The organism is Virgibacillus oceani, assembly GCF_041521345.1.
Lineage (GTDB): Bacteria > Bacillota > Bacilli > Bacillales > Amphibacillaceae > Virgibacillus_N > Virgibacillus_N oceani_A.
The window spans coordinates 71576-88027 of sequence record NZ_JBGOHB010000001.1; the positions used below are offsets into that span (position 1 = coordinate 71576).

The window sequence follows — 16452 nt, forward strand, 5'->3', positions numbered from 1 at the left end:
TCTTCCTCCGTATTCAAATATCGTACCTTTTTATTTTATATGTTATCTGGCCGATAAGCAATTTATGTAAAGAAAAAGCTGTCTCAAAGAACAGAATCATCACGTGATTTCCTATTCAGCTGACGAATCTGACTTCATATGAGACAGCCTTTGTTATTTTGGCATTTTCAGCAAAGATATTGCTCTAGTTAAAAACTATATAGTTATGAAATTTTCTGAGCCGCCCGCGGCTACCGGAATGTATTCGGCCACGGGCTAAATAAGACAAAAAAGCAATTATTTTATGCAGTATAATGCTCTTTCACAATGCTCGCACATCGTGAACAAAGCTCCGGATGATCAGGATCCTCTCCAACTGTATCAGTAGATACCCAGCATCTTTGACATTTCTCGCCAGGGTGTTTCTCTACCAGTACATCCACATATTGATACTCTTTCAACGCTGAATTACTGTCACTTATATTTACTTCAGAAACAATTAAATATTGGTGCAGATGTTCAATAGAGACAAGTACTTCTTTTATTTCATCATCTTTTGGTGCAATCGTAACTTTTGCCTCCAGTGACTTTCCAATCACCTTCTCATTTCTCGCTTCTTCCAGTGCCTTTAGTACATCATCCCGAACCTTCATCAAATGATCCCATTTTTCCGCAACATTACGCATGCCGGCAATTTCTCTTGGTTCTGGAATGTCTGTTAATTGAACACTTTCTTCTGCAGCACCCGGAATATATTCCCATACTTCATCCATTGTATGCGGAATAATTGGTGTTAATAGTTTTACCAGTGTGGTTAAAATTTCATAGTACCCTGTTTGAATACTACTGCGTCGTTTGTCATTACGAGCTTCGATGTATAATACATCCTTGGCGAAATCCAGGTAGAATGAACTTAAATCAACCGCACAGAAATTATGAATTTGATGAAAAATTGGGGAATACTCGTATCCCTCATAGTTTTCACGTACATCCTTCAACAGGTTCTGCAGCCTGTGAAGCATATATTTGTCGGCTTCTTCCAGCTCCGATTCAGGCACACTGTCTTTCTTTGGATCAAAATCAGCCAGATTTGCCAGCATAAAACGGAATGTATTGCGGATTTTCCGGTACGCTTCGGAAATTTGTTTTAAAATATCAGGAGAAATTCTTACATCTGCCTGATAATCCACAGAGGAAACCCATAATCGCAATATATCAGCACCTAGCTGTTTTTGAACTTTTGCCGGAACCATCACGTTGCCTAGTGATTTACTCATTTTTCTTCCTTCACCATCAAGTACGAAACCATGAGTTATAATTGCTTTGTAAGGTGATTTTCCTGTAACGGCAACCGCAGTTGACAAGGATGAATTAAACCATCCGCGGTATTGGTCACTCCCTTCCAAATAAACATCAGCAGGTCGACGATGACCCTCACGTTTCATCAGAACTGCCTCATGGGAGGAACCAGAGTCAAACCATACATCCATAATATCTGTTTCTTTCGTAAATTTGCCATTAGGACTGTGTTCTGATGAAAATCCTTCCGGCAATAAATCTTTTGCTTCCGATTCAAACCAAATATTAGAACCATGCTCTCTGAAAAGATCTGACACATGGGAAATGGTCTCATCTGTAATAATCGGTGTTTTATCCTCTGCATAAAAGACAGGTATTGGTACGCCCCATGTGCGCTGACGAGAAATACACCAGTCTTCCCTGTCCCTGACCATATTATGAAGTCTTGTTTCTCCCCAATTTGGGTACCAGTTAATTTCCTTAATTTCAGCCAGTATATTGTCACGGAAATCCTTAATGGATGCAAACCATTGGGAAGTTGCACGGAAAATAGTCGGTTTTTTCGTTCTCCAATCATGCGGATAAGAGTGCGTAATAAAGGCAAGCTTTAATAGCGCTCCCGCTTCTTCCAGTTTCTCCGTAATCACCTTATTTGCTTTATCATAAAACAAACCTTCAAATCCGGGAGCTTCTGCAGTAAATACTCCTTTTCCATCCACAGGGTTCAATGCTTCTATACCGTAGCTGCGGGAAACATAAAAGTCATCTTCCCCGTGCCCTGGTGCAGTGTGCACACAGCCTGTTCCTGCTTCTGTTGTTACATGATCCCCAAGCATAACCAGAGAATCGCGTTCATAGAAAGGATGTTTGGCAACAATTTTGTCTGCTTCTTCTCCTTTAAATGTTTTGACCACTTCAATGTCTTCCCAGCTTAATTCTTGCGTAATGCTTTCCAATAAAGCTTCGGCAACGATGAATTTTTCCTCTCCAACTTTAACAACGACATATTGAAGTTCCGGGTGAAGACTGATCCCCAGGTTAGCTGGAATGGTCCACGGTGTAGTTGTCCATATAATTAATTTCTCCCCGCCATCAAGCAATTTTTTTCCATCTTTCACTTCAAAGGATACATAAATTGAGGGGGAACGTTTATCTTTATATTCGATTTCCGCTTCTGCAAGTGCTGATTCAGAGGATGGTGACCAGTATACAGGCTTCAATCCTTTATAAATATAGCCTTTTTTGGCCATTTCACCGAAAACCTTAATTTGTGCAGCTTCATAGTCTTTTGTAAGTGTAATGTAAGGGTTATCCCAGTCTCCGCGGACACCCATCTTTTTAAATTGTGTACGCTGATTGTCCAGCTGGCCGAGTGCATATTCTGCACACATTTGTCTGAATTCGGCAATACCAAGTTCTTTTCGGTTAATTTTTTTTGTTTTTGTGAGCGCCGTTTCCACTGGCAATCCATGCGTATCCCACCCAGGGATGTACGGAGCATGGTATCCGGACATTGATTTGTACCTGGTTATAAAATCCTTCAGTATCTTATTTAAAGCATGGCCGATATGGAGGTCGCCATTTGCGTACGGCGGACCGTCATGAAGGATAAATAATGGTCTTCCTTTCGTTCTTTCCAGTCCTTTTTCATAAATCTTCTCTTCTTCCCATTTCTCCTGTCTTAGCGGTTCTTTATTAGGCAAATTGCCTCGCATGGGGAATTTTGTTTTAGGCATTAATAATGTTTCCTTATAATCCATTTTATTTTCCTCCCTTTACAGTATACGATTATTATGAGTTCCATTTATTGCTTTAAAAAATAAAAAAAGCCCTCTATCCCTAAAGGGACGAGAAGCCTCGCGGTACCACCCTTATAAATTTAAAATGACACAATTTTAAATTCACTCGATATTCGTAACGTGAATCAACGGCCATTATTACTCGATTCATAATGGCTGCTCCGGAATGATCTTCTACAAGTAACTCTGCACCAGGCTCTCACCGCCCCCTGACTCGCTATAGCAGAAATAACTTCTATACTATTTCCATCATTGCATTTTATTTCGTGAAGTTTGATTATGAATTATATGTATAATTCCAAATAACGTCAAGTCTTAAGAATCATTTTCCACTAAATCGAGCTCTTCACCTATATCTGTATCAAAAAGATCTTCCCAATCTCCTGTATTTATCATTTCCATTTGTGCTTCTACCAGCATTTTCAATCTGGTACGGAAAACTTTTGCCTGTTTCTTCAGTTCTTCAACATCCATGGAAATACGGCGTGATTTTGTTAATGCTTCATTAATAATACGATCGGCATTTTTTTCCGCTTCTTTTATAATTAACTTGGATTCTTTTGTTGCATTGCCTGTAAGTTCTTCAGCTGTTTCCTGGGCAATTAAAATGGATTTATTTAAAGTTTCTTCAATATTGGTGAAATGTCCCAGCTTTTCATTAAGCTGATTGACCTTCTCCTCTAAATCTTTTTTCTCTCTGATCGTCATCTCATAATCTTTAATAACCTGATCAAGAAATTCATTTACTTCATCTTCATCATAGCCTTTAAACTTTCTTGTAAACTCTTTATTATGAATATCCAATGGTGTTAATGACATATCGGCCACCTCCGTTCGAACTGCTTGTAAAATAATAAAAATGTATTCGACAATATACTATGGTTTCTATTTTAGCACAGCCATTGTGATTTTCAACTTATCTTTTTTTGTTTTTCCATTTATCGTTTCGAGCTTACTTCTTCCTTTGCCTCGTACAGATAACATATCGCCTTCCTGCAGCAAAAATTTTGCTTCTTCGACAACCTTATAATTCACTTTCACAAATTGTCTTTTTATTAATTCAAGGGCTGTTTTCCTTGAAAGTTGATATGTTTCCTTTAAAACGACATCAAGCCGTAAAGAAGCTATCGTATGGTCTCTCTCTATCCACTCCACCTTTTTATCTATGATAGAAGATAAAGATTTCTCTTTTAGTGTTATCGCTGCTTTGTTGATGGAGGTAAGATTTACTATAACATATGCAGCTATTTCACTGGCCAATATGATTTGAATTTTTCCGTCCTCCACCATAATGTCACCAAGTTTATTTCTTTTCATGCCAAGTGACAAACATGCTCCTAAAATATCACGGTGGGTTAAGGTTAAAAACTTTTCCGGATAGGTTGCTTCAAGCATGGTGAGGGAAAAGTCTTTCTCTGCTACTTCCTCATAGTACGGATATATAATAGCACGCTGTCTTTCTGCATTTTGGAAACCGCCAAATATATCAAATTTTAGATCCGCGTCATTACTGCCAACGATCATGCTGACAATTTGCTGCTCCCTTGGATCCAGAAAATCAGTTTGTTTATTTATAAATGACCTTTCTACTTGTTCTTTCCATGAAAGCACCTGATCAATAAATGGCCTTTCATCTTTTCGGAAATGCTGATAAATATCCATTTCAAACTTCCTTTATAAAGCAATCATCTGATATAGCTCGAAAACGCCAAACCTTGCTAAATGAAGCACAAGAATACCAACAATTGGTGATAAATCAATCATACCAAGAGGGGGAATTATTTTCCGAAAAGGCTCAAGGTAAGGTTCACATATTTTAGTTAAAAAAGTTCCGAATGCAGATTCTCGTGCACCCGGGAACCAGGACATGAAAATATATACGATTAATGCATAACTGTAAATCATTAATGCATTTGATACTATTCCAAACAATAAAGCCATATTTTATTTTACCATCCTTTTTCGTATTCTTTTTCCATGAAGGATTCTGTGATGGAACCGGTCACATCAATATTATCAGGTGTACATAAAAACGTATCTGCACCAAGCTTCTGAATATCCCCATTGATTGCATATACTGTTCCACTTAGAAAATCCACGATTCGTTTTGCCTGCTGATGTTCCACACGCTGCAAGTTAATGACAACAGCCCGTCTATTTACAATATTATCGGCAATCTCCTGTGCTTCATTATAATTTCTAGGTTCACAAAGTACCACTTTTGCAGGTGACTTTTGAATGCTTGAGAGATTCACGACATTTTGTTTGTTTTGCTTATTCAGCGGCTCATCCGATTCAACAGGTTCCTCAACATATTCATATTCGTCTTCCATGGTGAAGTAATCTTTAATCTTATTCTTTATACTCATCATCTCACCTCTTGTCCCTTTTTTTATTCGCCAACAAGGCTTGAACCAATACGTATATGAGTTGCACCTGCTTCTATAGCCAATGAAAAGTCATTACTCATGCCCATGGATAAAAATTTACAAGGTGCGTGGGAAAAGTTTTGACTCCTTGCTTTATCTCTTAATGCAGCAAGATCCCTAAAAATTTCTTTTAAACGGGATTCATCCTCTATATGAGGAGCCATTGTCATCAGGCCAACGATGCGTATTTTTTCGTATTTGCCAACTTCTTCTATGAAAGACACTACTTCTTCTGGTTTGAGTCCATGCTTTGATTCTTCCCCACTCACATTTACTTGCACAAAGCAATTCATCGTCTGATTTGCCCGTTTATTAATTTCTTTCGCTAATGACATCCTGTCCAATGAATGAATCATATCTACTTTATCAATAACATCCTTTACCTTTCTCGATTGCAATGTACCGATAAAATGCCATTTTGCCCTGTCCCCGATATGGTCATATTTTGTCAGAAAACCTTCCAGCCGATTTTCCCCAAAATTTGTAATACCAGACTGTAATGCTTCTTCTGTTCGTTCTATTGTAACATATTTTGTCACACCAATTACGGTAATTTCTTCTATATTTCGATTACTTTTTGCACATGCCTGTCTGATTTGTTCCTTTATGTTTGCCAAGTTAACTGCTACATCCATTATTACCATTTCTCCTTTAAAAATAGTTAAAGGGAAAAGCCAATAAATCCTGCCATTCTTCCCGTTTTCCCCTCATCTCTCCTATGTGAAAAAAATAACTGCTCATCCTTATACGTACAGTAGCTGGTTACATCTATATTATTACGTAATACCCCTGATTGTAAAAGGATATCCACATTTAACTGTTTTAAATCGAGCAGAAATCGAGCATTTTCCTGAGGAATAACGGCATTATCACTAAGTTCCGACGGTATATGACTAATGACATGCTCATCGACTTCATAATATTTTGTTGAAATACATGGCCCGATGGCAACAAGCAGATCTTCTGCAAGCACTCCTTCCTCTTGAAAGGCGGATACCATGTTGGAAGCCATGCCATTCACTGTTCCTTTCCACCCAGCATGGGCGATTCCAATATATTCTGTTTTTGGGTCAAAGAAAAACAACGGCACACAATCAGCAAAATAAGCGATACAGAAAATTCCTTTTTTGTCTGTAATCAATCCATCTGTATCCGGAATAGAAGTTGTTAGCGATGCAGCACCACTACCTTTGTTTTCCTTATCCACCTTCTTTACCTTTGTCTTATGAACCTGCTCTCCACTAACCCATTCATTGATCGAAAAAGATACATCATCCAACAGTAATTTTCTGTTTGCCAAAACATGTTGTTTATCATCATTTACGTGTAATCCAATATTTAAAGAATCAAATGGTACCTCACTTACCCCGCCGGTTCTTGTAGTAAATCCGGCAATTAATCCGGGAATCTTGTTTTGCCAGCTTTTGATAGAGAGAATCCTTTCATTTTCCTGTCTAAATGGTTCACTCATGCTGCTGCCTCCTTAGCTAAAATTACTTGTCCATTTTAACACACTTCTCTGCCTTTTTATGAAGGTCCATATAATTTTGGCTGGTCCACATTCCTGACGAGGATCACATCAGATCCTATCCTGACAATTTGACTCCAGTGAATGACCAATTCTTCCGGTTTATCAAAAAAACCTTTTTTCTCTTTCATCATTAACACAATGCCAATAATCCTGCCGATGTCTGTATCTATTTCCAGGTCGGAGATATGACCCAGCCGACTCCCATCATCAATAATAATAACCTCTTTTAATTGAAGCTCCGATAATCTGATCATCCCTCTTCACCCCCATTATACTTTTAATTATATGCAAGCAGAATTCATTTTAGAAAGCATTAGATAACTTGCCTTATTTCCCCGTTCTTATAGTGAACCATTTCGCTTTTCTCCTTCAATCACAAAAAAGAAACAAGGCAATCATCGCCCTGTTTCTTTTACTTTTTCATGGAATTTTTTACATAATAAAGATTATATTAAATCCTCCTCGTTTCATGCTATTTTACAAATTTTTATAAAAACCGGCACAAAGAATTTAATTATTTTATTAATTTCTTCACGATTATCCCCGGCAATAACTCTAAATTAAAAAGACATTCATTATTCAAACATCTGCTTATTCATCTGACTGATCGCTGCTTTTTCAAGTCTCGACACCTGAGCCTGGGAAATCCCAATCTCATCTGCGACTTCCATTTGTGTCTTTCCTTGGAAAAACCGCTTATTCAATATCATTTTTTCCCTTTCATTCAGTTGATACATTCCTTCTTTTAACGAGAGTTTGTCCAGCCATGTGGAGTCTTTATCCTTCTCATCACTAATTTGATCCATTACAAAAATCGGGTCGCCCCCATCGTTGTATATAGGTTCAAATAAAGAAACAGGATCCTGGATCGCTTCCATAGCAAATACAATATCTGAATGAGGAAGATCCATTTCTTCTGCAATTTCCATTGCGGTTGGTTCTTTCGATGTTTTATTGATCAGTCCCTCTCTTACCTGTAATGCCTTATAGGCAACATCTCTTAATGATCTCGAAACTCTTATCGGATTATTATCCCGTAAGTACCTTCTAATTTCGCCAATGATCATTGGAACAGCATACGTTGAAAACCTCACATTATGCGATAAATCAAAGTTATCAATTGATTTCATTAAACCGATACAACCTACCTGGAATAAGTCATCAACATATTCACCGCGATTATTAAATCGCTGAATAACACTTAATACCAGTCTTAGATTGCCATTTACCAGTTCTTCCCGTGCAGAAAGATCATCTTCTTGTTGCATTCGTATAAATAGCTTTCGCATTTCTTCATTTTTAAGTACAGGCAGCTTTGATGTATCAACACCACATATTTCAACTTTATGTCTAGTCATTTCTGTTCAACCCTCCCAGATTGGTGATGCTGTTCATGGACAGTATCTCCCTGGGAAAGGGTTTTTATGCAGGCCGAATTTGGTCATCAAATGTTGAAAATCATTGAAAACCTTTGACAGATAAGGTTAAACCATTTTATTAAATTCTTTTTTTAATCGGCGAATTATTTTTTTCTCCAACCGTGAAATATATGATTGTGAAATACCTAACATGTCGGCAACATCTTTCTGGGTTTTTTCCTCTTTTCCGATTAATCCGAACCTGAGCTCCATGATTTGTTTTTCCCGGTCGTTCAGTTGGGAAAGCGCATCTTTCAACAGACTTTTGTCTACACTTATTTCCAAGTCTTTCGTAATGATATCCTCCTCAGTTCCAAGGACATCCGAGAGCAGCAGTTCATTCCCGTCCCAATCTATATTTAGCGGTTCATCAAATGAGATTTCGGATTTTAATTTATTATTTCTGCGTAAATACATTAATATTTCATTCTCGATACATCTGGATGCATATGTTGCCAGCTTTATTTGTTTCTCTGGATTAAAGGTATTTACAGCCTTTATTAAACCGATTGTTCCAATACTAATTAAATCTTCAATATTTATTCCAGTATTTTCAAACTTGCGTGCAATATAAACAACTAACCGTAGATTCCGCTCAATCAGTACGGCTCTGGCTGACTTATCTCCTTCAGGGAGAAGTGTCAGTAATTCTTTCTCTTCCTCCTTGGATAAAGGAGGCGGCAGTGCTTCACTTCCACCTATGTAGTATATTTCATCGGATTTGATCCCCAGCTTGATTTGTATTTTATACCACCATAGACGCAAACGTAATTTTATTATTTTCACTCAGAATCTCCCCTTTATGCAGAATGTATTGCTGATAATTGAATCATTTGCGGCTGCAGCAGACAATGATAAGTCCTGTCTTTTACCAGGTCCGCAAATTGAATTCCAACTAAAAAGTGACTGGTAACAATTTTTTTATTTTCATATAATATGGTGATCTCATCCGGTCTGACTGTAAGCAAAAACATACTTGTTCCCTGAACGCCCTGATATGGAACAATTTGAATAAAGTTCTCCCATTCAGCAGGTATTTTACTAAAATCAAGATGGTCCTGCAGTTGTTTCAGAAGTTTCCACTCTTCTTCAGAGAACCATTGCTTTAAAAAGGGTTCATCACATATGATAACCGGCTTTTTCGTTATTGGGTCCAGAAGCTGATTTCCGCTGTCAATATAGCCGTGAGTAGAATAACTTTGCTGTTTTATTTTTAACGTCACAGGACATAGCTGGTCATAGCGTATTTTTTCTACGACATGCCTGTCCATTCGTCGTTTTGTAAAGCCCCATACAAATGGAAACCCTATCACCACAAACAGCCAGCTGATCGGATCCCCAAACCCGTGATTAACGGTTAAAATGCCATTTGCCGTTATACTTACAGGCTGCTGGAATAGAAAGTGTATAGCAATTAAACCACCTCCTATCGAAAACGATACAAAGTAAAATAAAAAAAGCAATTTCACCGTTCGATAAAATGATTTATAACCAAATGAACAGTAAATGATTAGTATGGAATACATTAATTTGCCTGGTGCAGTAGTCAATAATGAATCAGGAAAGTAAAATGATACAGGAACGATGAGTGACGCAACCAGGGCACCAAAAACGATTTTCTTTTTCCTTATGCTTTCTCTTGCCAAGGCTTGGGTCAAAAATAAGAGCATCATATCCAATAAAAAGTTCAGCATCCATACAGCATCAAGGTAAATAGTCAAAGGTATTCTTCCTTTCAGCTACAATCGATTATCTGGTTTACTATTTTAATAAAGTACTAGATTACAATGAGAGATAAGAATCTGTTTCATACATATTAAAACAACAATACTTCCTCGGCAGTTAAAAAGAGTATAAGGGATATAAAGAGCAAAGTCTGTCTATTCTTGTATGCATAAAGCAACTAATTTTAGCTAGTTATTGAATAGTTTGTCACCCAGCACTTTATAAAAATGAGCTTTTCATTGGGCCTGAATGTTTTGTACTAGTTCAACTAAAGTTTATATTCTTTCTTCCCTGGTTTGGACTGCCAGGTATTCTATTCAATAATGCTTTTATCGGGAGATGAACGTTAGAAGGTTTTTGTGAACTGTATACCTTGTAGCAAAAAATTAGTCAATTGAAGTTTTCGGAAGGCATTCTAGGGTACGTCATTTCGCAAAAAGTAGCTGTTGAGGAAACAGACAGACATTCTCAAATACTTCTTCACGCAAATTCCAGCTATTGAGGAATTGACAGGCATTCTCAGATACTTCTTTACTAAGAAATTGCGGTAAAGTAAATTATACTAAGCAACAGACTTGCAGGATTTTCTGACTCATAAAAAAAGAAGCAAGTGCCTCCAATTTAGCACTTGCTTCTTTCCTTTCACTTTGATTAGCGGTTTCGATTACGGTTTCGTAAAAATGTAGGGATATCCAGCTCGTCCTCTTGTTTCGGACGCTGTTGCTGAACAGGCTCTCTTTGTTCCCTTGGAATGTCATCATTTGCTCTTGTTGCCGCATGCTGCGTATGGTTGATTCCCGGACGATCCACTTTTGGACTTCTCGTCTGTTTGTTTGTGGATTCATCAAATCCTGTTGCAATGACGGTTACAACGATTTCATCTTTTAAATTTTCATTAATGACGGAACCAAAAATAACATTAACTTCTTCATCTGCAGCAGAAGTAACCAGATCCGCCGCCTCCTGCACTTCATATAAACTTAGGTTAATCCCGCCTGTGATATTCATTAAAATACCGTGCGCTCCATCAATGGATGTTTCCAATAAAGGAGAAGAGATTGCTTTTTTCGCGGCTTCTGTAGCTCTTGTTTCACCGGTAGCAACACCAATTCCCATTAGAGCGGATCCCTTATCAAACATAATTGTTTTTACATCCGCAAAATCCACATTAATCAAACCAGGTTTTGCAATCAGGTCAGAGATGCCCTGCACACCCTGTCTAAGTACATTATCCGCTTCCCGGAAGGCTTCAAGCATTGGTGTATTCTTATCCACGATTTCCAATAAGCGGTCATTAGGTATAACTATGAGCGTATCTACACTATTTTTTAATGATTCTATACCTGAAACCGCATGTGTAGAACGTCTTCTTCCTTCAAAGGAAAATGGACGTGTAACGACACCAACTGTCAGTGCGTTTAGATCTTTGGCCACCTGAGCAATGACTGGCGCTGCACCGGTACCGGTACCTCCGCCCATACCAGCAGTGACAAAAATCATGTCAGCACCTTGCAGTACTTCCTCAAGCTGCTCCTTGCTTTCTTCGGCTGCTTTTTTGCCGACTTCCGGGTTAGCACCAGCACCCAGCCCGCGGGTCAGTTTGCTGCCAATTTGTAATTTCACTTCCGCTTTTGATAGATTTAATGCCTGTGCATCTGTATTAACAGCTATGAATTCGACACCTTCAACCCCATGATCAATCATGCGGTTTACAGCGTTATTTCCGCCGCCGCCAACACCAATAACTTTTATCGTTGCTAATTCCTCCATATTTGTATCAAACTCCAACATATTTCGTTCCTCCTAATATGCAAAATTACAAGTAACCCATAGCTAATTTCTATAAAGATTAAAATCGAATTTTAATCAAAGAAATACTTAAACATATTAGCTATTTTGGACTCTTTTTTCTTCTTTTCTTTTGGCGTATTTGTTTTTGGCTGTTTCGGATTTCGCTTCACTCTTTGTTCATTATCGTGAATTTGTACAGCAGGGAATAAATCTTTTCCTTGTATTTTCGCATTACGATAAGCAAATTGCAAGATACCTACGCCTGCTGTAAATAGAGGTTCTCTCACCCCGATATAATCAGGAATGGCAATGCGGACATTAGAACGGAAAATGTCCTGGGCAAGCTCCATCACCCCGGGCATTGTCATGGTACCGCCCGTTAACACGTAACCGCCCGGCAAGTCGTCAAAACCCATTTTTTTAATTTCATCATCCACATATGCATAAATTTCTTCCAGTCTGGCTTCGATGATATCAGCAACCTGCAGTTGATTATACGTCTGCTTTGAATTATTACCTATGGCTCCTACTTCAAAAACTTCATCTTCCTGTGCATCATCATAATAAGCATGACCATAATTCTGTTTAATATCTTCCGCTTCTTCCGTGGAAGTTCGTAAACCTATCGATAGGTCTTTTGTAATATTGTCTCCGCCGAGATTAATTACACTGGTGGAAACGAGATGATCATTTTCAAAAACCGATAAAGTAGTACAGCCTCCACCGATTTCTATTAATGCTACACCCATATTCCTTTCATCATTGGATAGTGCAACAGTACCCGCAGCAAGCGGCTGAAGACAAATATCTGCAATTTCCAATTCAGCACGTTCTACACACTTCAAAATATTGTGTAAGAAGGTTTTAGAACAGGTGATTATTGTCCCTGCCATCTCCAATCGTACACCAATCATTCTGCGCGGATCGTTAATTTCATCCAGACCGTCTACGATAAATTGCTGTGGAACAACATCGATAATCTCACGTTCAGGAGGAATAGATACTACTTGAGCGCCATCAATGACTCTCGTAATATCCTCATCCGTAATTTCACGATCTTCACTCTGAACAGCTACCACTCCATGACAAGGCTGCAATTGTACATGATTTCCATTGATTCCTACGACCACGCTGTCAATTTGCATACCTACCATTCTTTCAGCCTGTTCAACAGCATTTCTAATTGAATGAACTGTCTGATCAATGTCCACGACTGCACCTTTTTTTAAGCCCTTGGACTTGGCTGTTCCAACGCCAATAATATTCAATGAATCATTTAATACTTCTCCAATGATTACTTTCACTTTTGTAGTTCCTATATCAAGACTTACCAAAATTTCACTATTATTCAAAGAAAAGGCACCCCCTCGTTCGGTTCCACTATATGTATCTCACTCTATCTTAGTCATTAATACCTGATAATTTATTATTTTATAGTATATTGCTAGAAAAAGAAAATATATATATGTTGATCAAGCCAAAAACAGGAGATTTCTTTATAATTTAGGCATAATCTCATATTTTTACAAAACAATATTACTTATATATCAACTTATCTCTCGCCGGATATACTTTTTTATATAACTTCGCATTGTCTGCGATTTATATGACTTTCATGGAAAAAATCAATCATCTGCATCCTGATCAGATACTGTCTCATCATTTCCGCTTTCTGTTTCTATATCATCTTCTGTTTCATCCTCAGTTGATGGTTCATCGAATGATTCAAAATAAGCTCCTACGCCAATATGAATAATACCTTGTGCTCCTTCATCTAGCTGGGCAGCAATAGAAGGATATACTTCCATTCTTTCAGCAAAATTTCTAATCGCACCATCCACTAAAAAACCATCATTCATATATAATAATAATTTATTACTATCATCTTCAGCAGGTGTCCAGTGAATTTCAGAAATTAAATTACTTATATCTTTCGGGAGTTTTTCAAGCTCACTTGACATTCTTTGTAAATACTCCTCATCATTAAAACCGAATATGATAGGAGCATCCCCATTTGGACTTGATTGATGCATTGATTCAAGTACTGTCCCATTTCCCAAAAGAGGCAAATAGCCGTTTCCATCTTCTACATACCCGACATGTTCATACTCTTCCAAGTTAATTTCCACTGTCCGGGGAAGTATTCGATTAAGCTCCGCAGACTCCACAATTGGATTATTCGTAATCCGTTCAACAATTTCGTCTCTGTTAATCGTCCAAATGTTGGTACTTGTTTCTAATTCACTATGTTCAATTACTTCCTCATCCGTTAAAAAAGAATTGCCATTAACTTGAATGGTTTTTATATGACTCAAAGGCGACTGCAAATATACAATAATTGAAATCAAAAAGAAAAAAATAGAAAGATAAAATACAAGACGTCGATTCGCCTTTTTTTTACGGGCTTGTTTCAATTTTGGAATCCTGTCTTCGATTGAAACAATTTTCTTTTTACTCATCCCCATTTCTTCCTTTGTAAAAAAATTACAGAAAGAGACACATATTGCTTTTATCATCTTTCATGTTATATGAATTATATCACATTTTCCCCTTATAGTTATAGTCTGCATTACATAGTTTCCCATAAAAAAGTATATTAATTTTTACCAAATAGCTAATAGGACAAAAAATCACCCGAAATGGATCATTTTTTCCATTCCGGGTGATTAAAAAGCTCTAACAGATTGTTACTTATTCCAAAAAATCTATAAACTGTGACGTAACTATTCTTTATTTCCTAAGTCTCTAAGCAACACCTACCGTCAGGGGATCGCTTCGGGCGGATGCTTTCCGCGGGCACGGCCTCAGCCTCGGGCTAACAGGATGTTAGTCATGAAGGCGTTGCGACAGGACGTCGCGACTTTAGCCTTCCATCCACTCGACCGCTCTGCGCGGTCTTCGGACTCGTGCTGTTCCCGCAGGACAAGGAAGGCTGCGTCAGCATTACATCGCACGAAGAAAATTGCATTATATTTTCGAGGAGTCACCGCCCTACGCTCACCCGTACTAGTGAGAGCACAATTGCTTCGGTCAATTGCACTAGTAATAGGTAGTAAACCAATTCCAGCGGAGGAAATACACGGAGACTCCTGCGGGAGGAATGGCCTCGGTGAGACCCCGCAGTGCGACAAATGAAGGCCGACTAAAACCGCCCTTTGCGGGCAACGTCGGCATACCCCTTGTCGGGGCAAGGAGGCTCACCAGCCACCCGCGGAAAGCGTAGTGTATTTCCGGAGCGTTAATCGGTACTCAAACAACATTTAAAGTTACGCCGCAGTTTCCTTCTACTGAGAAGACAAAAAAACAATTTCATTTTAGAAATCAGCCTTTCAAAAAGAATTTTAACTTACACTTTTGTATATTTGCTTATATTTAGCAGGATTCCCACCGAACATAAAGTCAGCGTAAGAGAGGAGCCTCCATAACTTAAAAATGGAAGGGTAATCCCTGTGACGGGGATTAATCCAATGACAACACTTATATTAATCATTGCCTGCAAGATGAGCATGGATACAATTCCGAGGGCTAAGAACCCGGAAAACGCATCCGGTGCCTCTAAGGCGACTTTTATCCCTCTCCAAAATACAAGGGAAAATAATAGAATAACGAATGTTCCGCCTATAAAGCCTAATTCTTCTCCCAAAATGGCAAAAATAAAATCCGTCTGTGGCTCCGGCAGATAAAAATACTTCTGCAGACTTCCTCCCAAACCAAGCCCCATCAGCCCGCCTGGTCCAATGGCATAAAGTGATTGAATGATTTGAAATCCGTCTCCTAACGGATCATCCCACGGGTTCAAAAATGCTGTTATTCTGCTAATTCGATACGGGGCTGAAGCGATTAAACCAACAAAACCTGCCAGTCCCAGGGCAGCCAGTCCAAAAAAATGGGACATCTTTGCCCCTGCAGTAAAAATCATCAGCATACAAGTTAACACAAGTACCATACCTGTTCCCAAGTCCGGCTGAAGCATGATAAGTCCAAAGGCAGTGAAAACCAAAATAATAGAAGGGAAAAAACCTTTTTTAAATGAAGTAATATATTTTTGATTGGCGGCCAGAAAAGCTGCTAAGAAAATAATCAAACCAAGTTTCATAAACTCAGATGGCTGAATACTGAAAGCACCGACCCCAATCCAGCTTTGTGCTCCGCCGCGTACCATGCCAATGCCAGGAATCAAAACAAGAAAAAGTAACACGAAACAAGCTATTAAAATCCTTTTTGCATATTTTTTCCAAGTCGTATAAGGAATGAGCATAATAAAAAACATACTGATGATGCCTGCAACCGTGAAAAGAAGCTGTCTTTTCAAGTAAAATGCAGCATCTCCAAATTTATAATCAGACCATACGTAGGAGGAACTAAAGACCATAATTATGCCTATAATAAGCAGTGCAATAACAGATCCCATCAGGAGATAATCCGGTTTATTATGGTTTTTCAACGTTTTATCAAACAATATAACACCCCTTTTTTCGCGT

General features: G+C 38.3%; 15 protein-coding genes and 1 other annotated feature. All 15 genes read right to left on the reverse strand.

Going from position 1 to position 16452, the window contains the following annotated elements; all coding sequences use genetic code 11:
• Nucleotides 1-281: 281 nt before the first annotated feature.
• Complete coding sequence (ileS, locus tag ACDX78_RS00350; protein ID WP_486024389.1) at nucleotides 282-3038, reverse strand: isoleucine--tRNA ligase; 2757 nt, start codon at nucleotides 3036-3038, stop codon at nucleotides 282-284.
• Between the two features lie 80 nt (nucleotides 3039-3118).
• Nucleotides 3119-3339, reverse strand: a binding site (T-box leader).
• 53 nt (nucleotides 3340-3392) lie between these two features.
• Nucleotides 3393-3896 carry a DivIVA domain-containing protein gene (locus ACDX78_RS00355; RefSeq protein WP_486024390.1) on the reverse strand — a complete coding sequence of 168 codons (504 nt, stop codon included), beginning with the start codon at nucleotides 3894-3896 and terminating at the stop codon, nucleotides 3393-3395.
• 66 nt (nucleotides 3897-3962) lie between these two features.
• A complete protein-coding gene (locus ACDX78_RS00360) occupies nucleotides 3963-4739 on the reverse strand; it encodes a YlmH family RNA-binding protein (protein WP_486024392.1) in 777 nt (258 codons plus the stop codon).
• Between the two features lie 12 nt (nucleotides 4740-4751).
• Nucleotides 4752-5018, reverse strand: a complete 267-nt coding sequence (locus ACDX78_RS00365) for a YggT family protein (protein WP_486024393.1) — start codon at nucleotides 5016-5018, stop codon at nucleotides 4752-4754.
• 8 nt (nucleotides 5019-5026) lie between these two features.
• On the reverse strand, nucleotides 5027-5446 hold the full coding sequence (locus ACDX78_RS00370) for a cell division protein SepF (protein WP_486024394.1): 420 nt from the start codon (nucleotides 5444-5446) through the stop codon (nucleotides 5027-5029).
• A gap of 23 nt (nucleotides 5447-5469) precedes the next feature.
• A complete protein-coding gene (locus ACDX78_RS00375; RefSeq protein ID WP_486024395.1) occupies nucleotides 5470-6141 on the reverse strand; it encodes a YggS family pyridoxal phosphate-dependent enzyme in 672 nt (223 codons plus the stop codon).
• Between the two features lie 26 nt (nucleotides 6142-6167).
• Entirely contained in the window at nucleotides 6168-6977 is an 810-nt protein-coding gene (gene pgeF, locus ACDX78_RS00380; protein ID WP_486024397.1) for a peptidoglycan editing factor PgeF, read from the reverse strand.
• 56 nt (nucleotides 6978-7033) lie between these two features.
• The gene (locus ACDX78_RS00385) at nucleotides 7034-7291 is read right to left on the reverse strand and encodes a YlmC/YmxH family sporulation protein (protein ID WP_486024399.1); all 258 of its coding nucleotides are present in this window, start codon (nucleotides 7289-7291) and stop codon (nucleotides 7034-7036) included.
• Between the two features lie 321 nt (nucleotides 7292-7612).
• Entirely contained in the window at nucleotides 7613-8395 is a 783-nt protein-coding gene (gene sigG, locus ACDX78_RS00390; RefSeq protein ID WP_486024400.1) for an RNA polymerase sporulation sigma factor SigG, read from the reverse strand.
• Nucleotides 8396-8521: 126 nt separating this feature from the next.
• Nucleotides 8522-9241, reverse strand: coding sequence for an RNA polymerase sporulation sigma factor SigE (sigE, locus tag ACDX78_RS00395; protein WP_486024401.1), 720 nt, complete (start codon nucleotides 9239-9241; stop codon nucleotides 8522-8524).
• Between the two features lie 14 nt (nucleotides 9242-9255).
• Entirely contained in the window at nucleotides 9256-10176 is a 921-nt protein-coding gene (gene spoIIGA, locus ACDX78_RS00400) for a sigma-E processing peptidase SpoIIGA (RefSeq protein ID WP_486024402.1), read from the reverse strand.
• Between the two features lie 655 nt (nucleotides 10177-10831).
• Nucleotides 10832-11971 (reverse strand): cell division protein FtsZ, encoded by a 1140-nt coding sequence (gene ftsZ, locus ACDX78_RS00405; protein ID WP_486024404.1) that lies wholly within the window; start codon nucleotides 11969-11971, stop codon nucleotides 10832-10834.
• A 71-nt stretch (nucleotides 11972-12042) separates the two neighbouring features.
• Nucleotides 12043-13323, reverse strand: a complete 1281-nt coding sequence (gene ftsA, locus ACDX78_RS00410) for a cell division protein FtsA (protein ID WP_486024405.1) — start codon at nucleotides 13321-13323, stop codon at nucleotides 12043-12045.
• 273 nt (nucleotides 13324-13596) lie between these two features.
• The gene (locus ACDX78_RS00415; protein WP_486024407.1) at nucleotides 13597-14430 is read right to left on the reverse strand and encodes a cell division protein FtsQ/DivIB; all 834 of its coding nucleotides are present in this window, start codon (nucleotides 14428-14430) and stop codon (nucleotides 13597-13599) included.
• A gap of 887 nt (nucleotides 14431-15317) precedes the next feature.
• A complete protein-coding gene (spoVE, locus tag ACDX78_RS00420) occupies nucleotides 15318-16382 on the reverse strand; it encodes a stage V sporulation protein E (protein ID WP_486024862.1) in 1065 nt (354 codons plus the stop codon).
• Between the last annotated feature and the right edge of the window lie 70 nt (nucleotides 16383-16452).

Bases quoted from the DNA above. Each gene is read 5' to 3' on its own strand.
- ACDX78_RS00365 (WP_486024393.1), bottom strand. From the start codon at position 5,018: ATGGCTTTATTGTTTGGAATAGTATCAAATGCATTAATGATTTACAGT.
- ACDX78_RS00375 (WP_486024395.1), bottom strand. From the start codon at position 6,141: ATGGATGTAGCAGTTAACTTGGCAAACATAAAGGAACAAATCAGACAG.
- ACDX78_RS00355 (WP_486024390.1), bottom strand. From the start codon at position 3,896: ATGTCATTAACACCATTGGATATTCATAATAAAGAGTTTACAAGAAAG.
- ACDX78_RS00415 (WP_486024407.1), bottom strand. From the start codon at position 14,430: ATGAGTAAAAAGAAAATTGTTTCAATCGAAGACAGGATTCCAAAATTG.
- pgeF (WP_486024397.1), bottom strand. From the start codon at position 6,977: ATGAGTGAACCATTTAGACAGGAAAATGAAAGGATTCTCTCTATCAAA.
- sigG (WP_486024400.1), bottom strand. From the start codon at position 8,395: ATGACTAGACATAAAGTTGAAATATGTGGTGTTGATACATCAAAGCTG.
- ACDX78_RS00370 (WP_486024394.1), bottom strand. From the start codon at position 5,446: ATGAGTATAAAGAATAAGATTAAAGATTACTTCACCATGGAAGACGAA.
- ftsZ (WP_486024404.1), bottom strand. From the start codon at position 11,971: ATGTTGGAGTTTGATACAAATATGGAGGAATTAGCAACGATAAAAGTT.
- ACDX78_RS00360 (WP_486024392.1), bottom strand. From the start codon at position 4,739: ATGGATATTTATCAGCATTTCCGAAAAGATGAAAGGCCATTTATTGAT.
- spoVE (WP_486024862.1), bottom strand. From the start codon at position 16,382: ATGGGATCTGTTATTGCACTGCTTATTATAGGCATAATTATGGTCTTT.
- ileS (WP_486024389.1), bottom strand. From the start codon at position 3,038: ATGGATTATAAGGAAACATTATTAATGCCTAAAACAAAATTCCCCATG.
- ACDX78_RS00385 (WP_486024399.1), bottom strand. From the start codon at position 7,291: ATGATCAGATTATCGGAGCTTCAATTAAAAGAGGTTATTATTATTGAT.